This window comes from Phenylobacterium sp., assembly GCF_044371015.1.
Lineage (GTDB): Bacteria > Pseudomonadota > Alphaproteobacteria > Caulobacterales > Caulobacteraceae > Phenylobacterium.
This window is the reverse complement of the sequence record NZ_JBILUK010000123.1, coordinates 1-9,105: the sequence shown is the minus strand read 5'-3', so window position 1 is coordinate 9,105 and position 9,105 is coordinate 1. Positions and strand designations below refer to the sequence as shown.

Annotated in this window: 11 protein-coding genes and 1 pseudogene; 7 read left to right on the top strand and 5 right to left on the bottom strand. The window is 69.1% G+C overall.

Annotation, left to right across the window (positions count from 1 at the left end):
• Positions 1 to 692 (bottom strand): LLM class flavin-dependent oxidoreductase (locus ACIQ3R_RS11295; protein WP_397418509.1); only part of this gene is annotated, 692 nt, incomplete at its 3' end.
• An 88-nt stretch (positions 693 to 780) separates the two neighbouring features.
• Between ACIQ3R_RS11295 and ACIQ3R_RS11290 the strand changes: the two genes are divergently transcribed.
• The 5 genes from ACIQ3R_RS11290 to ACIQ3R_RS11270 all read left to right on the top strand — a co-directional run bounded on the left by ACIQ3R_RS11290 (position 781) and on the right by ACIQ3R_RS11270 (position 4,883).
• Entirely contained in the window at positions 781 to 1,686 is a 906-nt protein-coding gene (locus ACIQ3R_RS11290) for a glycine/sarcosine/betaine reductase selenoprotein B family protein (RefSeq protein WP_397418507.1), read from the top strand.
• 15 nt (positions 1,687 to 1,701) lie between these two features.
• A complete protein-coding gene (locus ACIQ3R_RS11285; RefSeq protein WP_397418505.1) occupies positions 1,702 to 2,091 on the top strand; it encodes a nuclear transport factor 2 family protein in 390 nt (129 codons plus the stop codon).
• A gap of 55 nt (positions 2,092 to 2,146) precedes the next feature.
• A complete protein-coding gene (locus tag ACIQ3R_RS11280; protein ID WP_397418503.1) occupies positions 2,147 to 3,130 on the top strand; it encodes an NADP-dependent oxidoreductase in 984 nt (327 codons plus the stop codon).
• 215 nt (positions 3,131 to 3,345) lie between these two features.
• Positions 3,346 to 4,098, top strand: a complete 753-nt coding sequence (locus tag ACIQ3R_RS11275) for a TSUP family transporter (RefSeq protein WP_397418501.1) — start codon at positions 3,346 to 3,348, stop codon at positions 4,096 to 4,098.
• Between the two features lie 200 nt (positions 4,099 to 4,298).
• Complete coding sequence (locus ACIQ3R_RS11270) at positions 4,299 to 4,883, top strand: GNAT family N-acetyltransferase (RefSeq protein WP_397418499.1); 585 nt, start codon at positions 4,299 to 4,301, stop codon at positions 4,881 to 4,883.
• Positions 4,884 to 4,988: 105 nt separating this feature from the next.
• Here ACIQ3R_RS11270 and ACIQ3R_RS11265 read toward each other — a convergent pair whose 3' ends face one another.
• The 3 genes from ACIQ3R_RS11265 to tadA form a co-directional block, all read right to left on the bottom strand.
• Entirely contained in the window at positions 4,989 to 5,864 is an 876-nt protein-coding gene (locus ACIQ3R_RS11265) for an SDR family NAD(P)-dependent oxidoreductase (protein ID WP_397418497.1), read from the bottom strand.
• A 67-nt stretch (positions 5,865 to 5,931) separates the two neighbouring features.
• Complete coding sequence (locus tag ACIQ3R_RS11260; RefSeq protein WP_397418495.1) at positions 5,932 to 6,375, bottom strand: DUF6265 family protein; 444 nt, start codon at positions 6,373 to 6,375, stop codon at positions 5,932 to 5,934.
• The gene (gene tadA / locus ACIQ3R_RS11255) at positions 6,372 to 6,836 is read right to left on the bottom strand and encodes a tRNA adenosine(34) deaminase TadA (RefSeq protein ID WP_397418493.1); all 465 of its coding nucleotides are present in this window, start codon (positions 6,834 to 6,836) and stop codon (positions 6,372 to 6,374) included. The genes ACIQ3R_RS11260 and tadA overlap by 4 nt, the downstream gene beginning before the upstream one ends.
• Between tadA and ACIQ3R_RS11250 the strand changes: the two genes are divergently transcribed.
• The gene (locus tag ACIQ3R_RS11250; RefSeq protein WP_397418491.1) at positions 6,828 to 7,982 is read left to right on the top strand and encodes a pseudouridine synthase; all 1,155 of its coding nucleotides are present in this window, start codon (positions 6,828 to 6,830) and stop codon (positions 7,980 to 7,982) included. The two genes, tadA and ACIQ3R_RS11250, sit on opposite strands and share 9 nt — an antisense overlap.
• Here ACIQ3R_RS11250 and ACIQ3R_RS11245 read toward each other — a convergent pair.
• A pseudogene (locus tag ACIQ3R_RS11245) lies at positions 7,942 to 8,574 on the bottom strand (enoyl-CoA hydratase/isomerase family protein); the annotation flags it as partial. The gene ACIQ3R_RS11250 and the pseudogene ACIQ3R_RS11245 sit on opposite strands and share 41 nt — an antisense overlap.
• Before the next feature lie 144 nt (positions 8,575 to 8,718).
• On the opposite strand from ACIQ3R_RS11245, the gene ACIQ3R_RS11240 reads away from it, so the two are divergent.
• Positions 8,719 to 9,105, top strand: a 387-nt coding sequence (locus tag ACIQ3R_RS11240) for an RsmD family RNA methyltransferase (RefSeq protein ID WP_397418489.1), incomplete at its 3' end; no start/stop codon positions are given.

The following is a 9,105-nucleotide window of genomic DNA, read 5'->3' as shown; positions in this document are numbered from 1 at the left end:
CGCCAGTTCTTGCGGTCGACGACCTGCCCGTACTTGGCCGCCGCCTGCTCGGCGAAGCCCCATTGGGTGGGCAGCGCCGCCAGTCCCTGGTCGGAGTTGGAACCGATGGAGAGCACGCCCATCCCGTACTTTCCGGCCAGCGTCATGCCGGACGGGCTGATCGAGGAGGCGGCCACCATCGGCATCTCTTCCTGCAGCGGGAAGAGTTGCAGCCGCGCGGCCTGGAGGGTGAACCAGTCGCTCTTGTGGTCGACCCGCTCGCCGGCGAACAGCCGCTTGAGCACGCCGATGGCCTCGTCCTGGCGGTCGCGCTGGGTCATCGGATCGATGCCCAGCATGTGCGCGTCGGAGGGCAGCGCGCCAGGGCCGGTTCCGAAGATCACCCGGCCGCCGGTCATGTGGTCCAGCTGCACCATGCGCTGGGCGATGTTGAACGGGTGGTGATAGGGCAGCGAGACCACGCCGGTGCCCAGCCGGATGCGGTGGGTGTGCTCGGCCACGGCGGCCAGGAACATCTCCGGCGAGGCGATCACCTCCCAGCCGGTGGAATGGTGTTCGCCGACCCAGAATTCGTCATATCCGAGCGCGTCGAGCTGCGCCGCGAACTTGATGTCGTTGCGCATCTGCAGCATCGGATGCTCGCCGATCGGATGATGCGGGGCGAGGAAAGCGCCGAACTTCATGCGGGCCATGGCGGGTCTCCCAGTTTTCGTCGTTGGCGGCAGCCTAACCGATTGACGCCGGGGCCGCGCCAACGGTTTTTCTGCAAGGATCATGTCCGTGACGCCCGACCCCGACGACCGCGCGATCGACTACATCGCCCGGACCCACGCCTGGTACGGGGCGCTCGGCTACGGCAATCCCTATGATTATGCCCGCTTCGACGATGTTCCCTTTGCGCCGCTCGTCGGGCGACTGGCGCAGGCTCGGATCACGCTCATCACCACGGCGGCGCCCTTTCGGCCGGAGTTGGGCGACCAGGGGGCGGGCGCGGCGTACAACGCGGCCGCCAAGTTCTATGCCGTCTATTCCGGAGACAGCGCCCGCGACCACGACCTGCGGGTCAGCCATGTGGCGGTGGACCAGGCCCACCTGAGCGACGACGCCAATTGCTGGTTTCCGCTGCCGGCCCTGCGGCGCGCCGTCGCTGCGGGGCGGATCGGCGCGGTCAGCCCGCGTTTCCACGGCGCGCCCACCAATCGCAGCCAGCGGCACACCCTGAGCGTGGACGCGCCGGAGATCCTGGCCCGATGCCGGGAGGATGGGGCGGACGCAGCGATCCTGGTGGCCAATTGCCCGGTCTGTCATCAGACCTTGGGCCTGATCGCGCGCACCCTCGAGGCGTCGGGAATCGCGACCGTGGTGATGGGCGCGGCGCTGGACATCGTCGAACGCTGCGGCGTCCCCCGGTTCCTGTTCACCGATGCGCCGCTCGGAAACGCGGCCGGGCCGCCTCATGACGTAACGGCGCAGGACCGGACCTTGGGTCTGGCGCTCGACCTGCTGGAAGCCGCAACCGAGCCCCGAACCACCTGGCGCAATCCGCTGGTCTGGCCCGGGCCGCCGGGGTGGAAACGGGACTATCTGAGCCTGGACGGTCTCTCGCCCGCCGATCTCGCCCGCTTGCGCGCCGAAAACGACGCCGCCAAGACGGTGGCCCAGGCCCTGCGCGATGCAACAACCTGACCCGGAGACCCGCCGATGACCCTGCCCGCCCTCGACCGCTGGTATGACTACATGGCCACCCACGACAAGGCGGCGCTTTGGGACCTGCTCGATCCCGAGGCGGTGTTCGAGAGCCCGGTCGTCCACACGCCCCAGCGCGGACGTGAGATCGCCTTCAAGTATCTGGTCGGCGCCGACCAGGTGCTGGGCGGCGCGGGTTTTCGCTACATCGGCGAGTGGCGCAATGCGACCGGCGCGATCCTGGAGTTCGAGACCGAGATCGAGGGCATCCGTATCAACGGCATCGACATGATCACGCTGAGCGACGACGGCCAGCGGATCGTGAACTTCAAGGTGATGATCCGGCCCCTGAAGGCGATCAACCTGCTGCACCGGCTGATGGGCGAGCAACTCGCCAAGGCTTGAGCCGGCGCCGCCGAACGCCCAAGAAGACGCCTGAACCTTCAAGGAAACGCCCGCCATGACCACGAGCCGCCAGATCCATCTCATCCGCCGTCCGAACGGCATGCCGGTTCCGGATGATTTCGCCGTGCGCGAGGTGGCGACGCCGGATGCGAGCGACGGCCAGGTGCAGGTGCAGGCCGTGCTGATGTCCGTTGACCCCTACATGCGGCCCAGGCTCACGGCCGATCAGCCGCTCGACGCGCCGATGCTGGGCGGGGGGATCGGACGGATCGTCCAGTCGCGGAACCCCAAGTTCAAGGAGGGCGACCTCGTCCGTCACGGGGCCGGGATGCAGGAGCGGTTCGTCTCCGACGGGCGCGGTCTGCAGATCGTTGATCGCGATCCCGCCCTGCCGCTGAGCGTCTACATGCATGCGCTGGGCGGCACCGGAATCACCGCCTATGGCGGCCTTCTGGAAGTGGGCGCGTTGAAGGACGGCGAGCAGGTGTTCGTCTCGACCGCCGGCGGGGCCGTCGGCTCGGTGGTCGCCCAGATCGCCAAGATCAAAGGCTGCTGGGTGGCGGGCTCCACCGGCGCTGACGACAAGGCCGCCTGGTTGAAGGACGAAGCGGGCCTTGACGCGGTGATCAACTACAAGGCCCGGCCGCTGCGCGAGAGCCTGCGCGAAGCCATGCCGAAAGGCATCGACGTCTATTTCGAGAACGTCGGCGGCTCCCACCTCGACGCGGTGCTGCCGCGCATGAACGTGCGCGGGCGCATCCCTGTCTGCGGCATGATCTCGACCTACAACGGCGGCGGCGATCCGGTGAAGAATCTCTCGGTGATGATCTACAGCCGGGTGCGCATGGAGGGTTTCGTCGCCAGCGATTTCCCCCACCTGCAGGCTCAGTTCGTGTCCGACATGACCGGCTGGCTGAAGGACGGCCGCATCAAGTATCAGGAGACCATCCTCGACGGCTTCGAGCGCGCGCCGGAAGGGCTGATCGGCCTCTTCGAGGGACGCAATTCGGGCAAGATGCTGATCCGGGTCGCGGACTGAATTGGCGTTGCCGCCCAGTCGTCGTAAGGCTGGGCGCGAACCGATGCCTCAAACACCGAACAACCCGCTTGGCCTTGCGCTAAGCGATGTCCTGGGCGCGCGCCGCGAGCGGCCGCCTGCGCCCCATCCGTCCCGCGCACGATGCGCAGCTCCCCGGCGATCGGAGGCGGCCTGTGTCCGTCCTCCGGAGTCGGGCGCAACCCCGGAGGACTACCATGAGCTTTCTGACCGCGATCTTCGTGATCGCCATGGCCTTTGTGACGGCTACGCTGTCGGGCGTATTCGGGATGGCCGGCGGGCTCGTCCTGATGGGCGCGCTCGCGCTGGTGCTGCCGGTGCAGGCGGCCTTCGTCAGCCACGGCGTGCTGCAGTTGGTGGCCAACGGCTGGCGGGCGATCCTTCACCGTAAACACGTCAGCTGGCGGATCGTCGGCTGGTATGCGTTGGCTTCGCTGATCGCCGCCGCGGTGGTCACGACGCTCTCCTTCGCGCCGTCCAAGCCGCTGCTGTTCCTGCTGCTGGGGCTGGTGCCGTTCCTCACCTGGCTGCCGCAAGGCTGGCTGAAGCTGGATGCGGCGCGGCCGTCGCAGGCGTTCCTGTCGGGGCTGTTGGTGACCGGCCTCAATCTCACCGCCGGCGTGGCTGGCCCGCTGCTCGACATTTTCTTCGTGCGCACCGCGCTCACACGCCATGAGATCGTCGCCACCAAAGCCGCCACACAGGTGTTCGCCCACCTGGCCAAGATCGTGGTCTATGGCGCGCCGCTGTTCGCGGCGGGCGCCCAGGGTCTGCCGCCGCTCTGGGTGTTCGCGGTGGCGATCGGCGTCTCGATGCTGGGCACGACGGTCGGCGGGCGAATCCTGGATCGCATGAGCGATGTGAACTTCAAAAACTGGACCCGCTGGATCGTGACCGCGGTCGGCGTGGCCTACCTCATCCAGGCCGCGCAACTCTACGCCGGCGGGTAACCGCCAAAAAAAGAGCCGGGCGCAAGGCCCGGCCAGTCATTAGGGAGGAAACGCCCAAGAATGGGCAAGCCTCAGATAGGCGCCAAGGCCCGCGCTGCAAGGGCGCGCGCCACGAAATTCTGCAGCGCACAATTCAGGAGGATCCACCGCGGCGGAAGTGGCCGTTCCAAGACCCTGGTTTCAGCGCTAAAGGCGCGGGCATGAAGCTGGCGGCCGACACCCTCGAACACACCCACGTCCGGCTGGAGCCGATGGCCGAGCGCCATGCGGCGGGCCTTAAGGCCGCCTGCGAGGCCGATGAGCGCATCTGGCTCGACATCTATCCCTACTCCTGGGCCGGCGAGCACTTCCAGCCGACCTGGGACAAGCTCATGGCCGACACCGCCGCCGGAAACACCCTGGGCTTCGCGGTCATCGCCGGCGGCGAAGTGGTGGGGATCTCAACTTTCTACGCCATCGACCCGGCCAATGCGGTGGTCGAGATCGGGGGGACCTACTATCGGCCTGACGTGCGCGGCGGGGTGGTGAACCCGGCGGCGAAGCGGCTGATGATGGCTCACGCCTTCGGCTGCGGCGCGCGGAGGGTGGTCTATCGCGTGGACGCGATAAACGCCCGCTCCCGCGCAGCCGTCCTGAAGTTGGGCGCGGTCGAGGAAGCGCTGCTGCGCCAGGATCGCGTCACCTGGACCGGCCGCATCCGCGATACCGTGATCTTTTCGATCCTGGCTGACGAGTGGCCGGCGGTCCGCGACCGGCTGGACCGTCGGCTGGCGGCGTTGGGCTGAAGTCGCCGGCGCCGGATCGCAGTCGAGCGACATCGCCCAGCCCACAATGTCATCCCCCGGCTCATCCGGGGGATGATGGATTGAGGTAGGGGCCGGCCGAAATCCCTACCGAACCGGAACGCGGCGGTTCTCGGACTCGGCGAAAAAGATCACATCGGCCTGCTTGGCCACATCCTCGGCGGTGAACGAGCCGGTTGGCGCGAACCCCTCGGTCTCCAGCATCTTGATCTCGCGGATGCCTCGCGAGGAGACGCCGAGGATCTTGCCGGAGTGGTCGGCGGCGAGGTCGGAGACCATGTAGAGCACCGCGGGCGCCAGGCGCTCGGGCAGGCTCATCGGGTCGGGTTCGCGCCCGAGGCGCCCGGGCAGGTCGGCAGTCATACGGGTGTAGGCGCCGGGCGCCAGGCCCATGACCTTGATGTTGTACTTCCGCCCCTCGATGGCCATCACCCGGACCATGCCGTAGATGCCGGCCTTGGCGGCGCCGTAGTTGGTCTGGCCGAAGTTGCCGTAGAGTCCCGACGTCGACGACGTCAGCACCATCGACCCGCCGCCATTGTCCTTCATCCACTTCCAGACGGGCAACGCGCAGGCGTAGGTGCCCTTCAGGTGCACCTTGATCACCGCGTCCCAGTCGGCCTCGGAGGTGTTGGCGAAGGTCTTGTCGCGCAGGATCCCGGCGTTGCAGACCAGGATATCGGCGCGCCCGAAGGCGTCGAGCGCGGTCTTCAGGATGGATTCCCCGCCGGCCATGGTGGAGACGTCGTCGCCATTGGCCACGGCCTGGCCGCCCTCGGCGATAATGGCGTCGACGACTTTCTGCGCCGCCGAGCGATCGGCGCCCGAGCCATCGCGCGCGCCGCCCAGATCATTGACCACCACCTTGGCGCCTTCGCGGGCGAAGAGCCGCGCGTAGGCTTCGCCCAATCCGTGCGCCGCGCCGGTGATGATCGCCACCTTGCCGTCCAGAAGCCCCGCCATCGCATCCTCCCATACTGATTGTTGGACGGATCATCGGCCCTCGGCGGCGGCCCTGACAAGCCCCTGTTCAGGGATTGGGGGTTCGTAGGAAGCGCCAGTCCTGGCTCTGAAGCCGGCCAGCGACCTGGCCCTCGATCCGGGCGCAGAGGTCTTCGCCGCAGCGGCGGTAGATCACCCGCTGGGGGAAGTCGTGGGCGAGGTTCTCGAATGTCGCTTCGCCGGGCGGGCCGGGCCTGAGCACGAAGGCGGTGGGCGGCTGGCCGGGCACTGTGGCGGTGAAGGTCACGCCGGCGGGCTCGACCGTGATCCGCATGGCTTCAACCTGAGGCTTGCGGCCTGGACGATTGGCCTGGTTGACGCCCGCCATGGTCCCGCCCATCGGCGCAAGCCAAACCTCGCGCACCACGGTCTCGCCGCGCCGCTCGATCCATGAACCGGCGAGCCAGCCCAGGGCTTCCACATCAGCCGGAGTCGCCGCGACGGCCGCCGCCAGCATCAGGCCGATCATCATTTCGCTTCCCGCCGCGCCCGAAAGAAGCCCCGGAGCAGCGCCGCGCTCTCATCGGCCAGCACGCCCGCGACAACCTCCGGTCGCCAGTGGCAGGTGGGCTGTTCGAAGAAGCGCGGGCCGCTGACCACCGCTCCGCCCTTGGCGTCGTCGGCGCCGAACACCAGCCGGCCGATCCGCGCATGACTGATCGCTCCGGCGCACATGGCGCACGGCTCCAGCGTCACGAACAGCTCCAGGCCGGTCAGCCGGTGATTGCCCCGCGCGGCGCCTGCGGCGCGCAGCGCCACGATCTCGGCGTGGGCGGAGGGGTCATGGTCGGCGATTGAGCGGTTGGCGCCGGTGGCGACCACCTCGCCGGTTGCAGGATCGACCACCACCGCGCCGATCGGCGCCTCCCCGGCCTCCGCGGCGGCTTGCGCGGCCGCGAGCGCGATGCGCATTGTCTGGCGATCATGGTCCATGACCCACTACGACCCCAGCCGGACGAGCCCGGTCAAGTCCCGGCCGGCGACGGCGACCGCGTGGCCAAGGTGCTGGCGCGCGCCGGCGTCGGCTCTCGCCGCGATGTGGAGCGGCTGATCGCCGAGGGCCGGGTGGCGGTGAACGGCCGCCCGCTCGACACGCCCGCCACCAAGCTGGAGCCAGGCGACATCGTCACGGTCGACGGCGAAGTGGTGGCGGAGCCTGAGCCCGCGCGGGTGTTCCGCTATCACAAGCCCGTGGGCCTGGTGACCACGCACAAGGACCCGCAGGGGCGCCCCACGGTGTTCGACGCTCTGCCGGCCGAATTGCCGCGGCTGATCTCGGTGGGCCGTCTGGACCTCAACTCCGAGGGTCTGCTGCTGCTGACCAACGACGGCCAGCTGGCGCGGGCGCTGGAAGCGCCCTCGGGCGCCATGGTGCGCCGCTACCGGGTGCGGGCGCATGGTCGAACCAACCAGGAGCGGCTCGACCGGCTGCTGCCGGGAATCACCGTCGAAGGCGTGAAGTACGGGCCGATCGAGGCCAAGCTCGACAAGGCCAAGGAGGGCGCCAGCGGTGCGAACCTCTGGATCACCGTCGCCCTGGCCGAGGGCAAGAATCGAGAGGTGCGGCGCGTGCTCGATGCGCTCGGCCTCAAGGTCAACCGGCTGATCCGGCTGGCCTACGGGCCGCTGGCGCTGGGGCCGCTGGGCGTGGGCGAGATCGAAGAGGTGGGGCCGCGGGTGGTGCGCGAGCTGTTCGGACACCTGATCGAACCGGAGAACCTGCCGACCGGCGACCGGCCGCTATACCGGGTCAAACCCAAGCTCTCCCGGCGCGGCGATCCCAGCCCGGACCCGGCGCCCATCGCCGCACCCGAACCGCCGGCCAAGAAGGCCTACAAGGCCGGCTGGGCCCGGCCCAAGGTCAAGGCTCGACCGCATCCTCCGCCCAAGCCCAAACCCAAAGTGAAGCCGGAGCCTAGGGCCAAGGCGAAGCCCCAGGCTAAGCCTTCTGGATCTCGGCCGGGGCCCGCCCCTGGCGCAGGCCCTGGGCGGCCGACTCGGTCCGCATCACGGCCAGGAACGACGCCCGCTCGTCGGCCAGGCCCTCCCAGATCGGGCGGGAAAGCGCCGCGCGGGTGAGCCGCTTGGCATAGGCCACCCCATCGGCGCCCTTGGCTTCGAACTCGGCGGCGAGTTCCAGCGCGCGGGCCAGCGGATCGTCTGCGAGCTCATGCACCATGCCGATGGCGTGGGCCTCGGCGCCGGTGAAGGTCAGGCCGCGCAGAATGATCTCCAGCGCCTTGGCCTCGCCCACGACGCGGGGCAGGCGCTGGGTGCCGCCGCCGCCGGGAAAGATCCCGACCCGTGTTTCCGGAAGGCCGATGGCCTCGACACCCGGCGCGGCGACACGCAGATCACAGGCCAGCGTCAGCTCAAACCCGCCGCCCATGCAGAGTCCGTTGATCGCCGCGATCACCGGCTTGTCGGCCTCGAAGATGGCGTCGACCAGGGCCAGATAGCCCTCAGATGGGCGGCCATCCGGCCTCGGCGGCGCGGGCGGCGGAGGCGGGCGTCCGACCAGCGTGTCGCTCATCACAGTGAGCTCATCGACGTCATAGTGGCGGATGAAGATGCCGGGCACGCCGCCGGTGATCACCACCGCGCGCACGTCGGGGTCGCTGGCCAAGGGCCTGAATGCCTCCAGCATCTCCTGCGATCCCGCCGCGGTCATGGTGCCGAAAGGCGGGTTGGCGTAGGTCATCAGAGCGGTTCCGCCCCGGCGCGTCACGGTCACGAACCCCATCGATCATCTCCTGCCCTTGATTGTTGCGGGAAACCTTGGAACGAGGCGGGCGGTTCGACAAGGAGGCCCCAGTTGCGCATCATCGCCGGCGCCTTTCGCGGTCGGGCGCTCACCGCTCCGCCGGGCGAAGGCACCCGGCCCACGTCCGACCGGGCGCGCCAGGCGGTGTTCAACATCCTGGAGCATGCGCCGTGGAGCCCGGGCCTGCCCGATCGCCGCGTGATCGACCTCTTCGCCGGCTCCGGCGCGTTGGGATTCGAAGCCCTGTCGCGCGGCGCGGCGTTCTGCCTGTTTGTCGAGACCGACGAGGCGGCCCGGGGCGCCATCCGCGAAAACGTCGATGCGCTGGGCCTGTTCGGCGCCACCCGCGTGCATCGTCGCAGCGCCGTCGACCTGGGCCAGCGGCCCGGCGCCGACGGTCCGCCCTTCGACCTCGCCTTCCTCGACCCGCCCTACGGC

Bases quoted from the DNA above. Each gene is read 5' to 3' on its own strand.
- ACIQ3R_RS11265 (WP_397418497.1), bottom strand. From the start codon at position 5,864: ATGGCGGGGCTTCTGGACGGCAAGGTGGCGATCATCACCGGCGCGGCG.
- ACIQ3R_RS11250 (WP_397418491.1), top strand. From the start codon at position 6,828: ATGGTCCATGACCCACTACGACCCCAGCCGGACGAGCCCGGTCAAGTC.
- ACIQ3R_RS11285 (WP_397418505.1), top strand. From the start codon at position 1,702: ATGACCCTGCCCGCCCTCGACCGCTGGTATGACTACATGGCCACCCAC.
- ACIQ3R_RS11270 (WP_397418499.1), top strand. From the start codon at position 4,299: ATGAAGCTGGCGGCCGACACCCTCGAACACACCCACGTCCGGCTGGAG.
- ACIQ3R_RS11260 (WP_397418495.1), bottom strand. From the start codon at position 6,375: ATGATGATCGGCCTGATGCTGGCGGCGGCCGTCGCGGCGACTCCGGCT.
- ACIQ3R_RS11275 (WP_397418501.1), top strand. From the start codon at position 3,346: ATGAGCTTTCTGACCGCGATCTTCGTGATCGCCATGGCCTTTGTGACG.
- tadA (WP_397418493.1), bottom strand. From the start codon at position 6,836: ATGGACCATGATCGCCAGACAATGCGCATCGCGCTCGCGGCCGCGCAA.
- ACIQ3R_RS11280 (WP_397418503.1), top strand. From the start codon at position 2,147: ATGACCACGAGCCGCCAGATCCATCTCATCCGCCGTCCGAACGGCATG.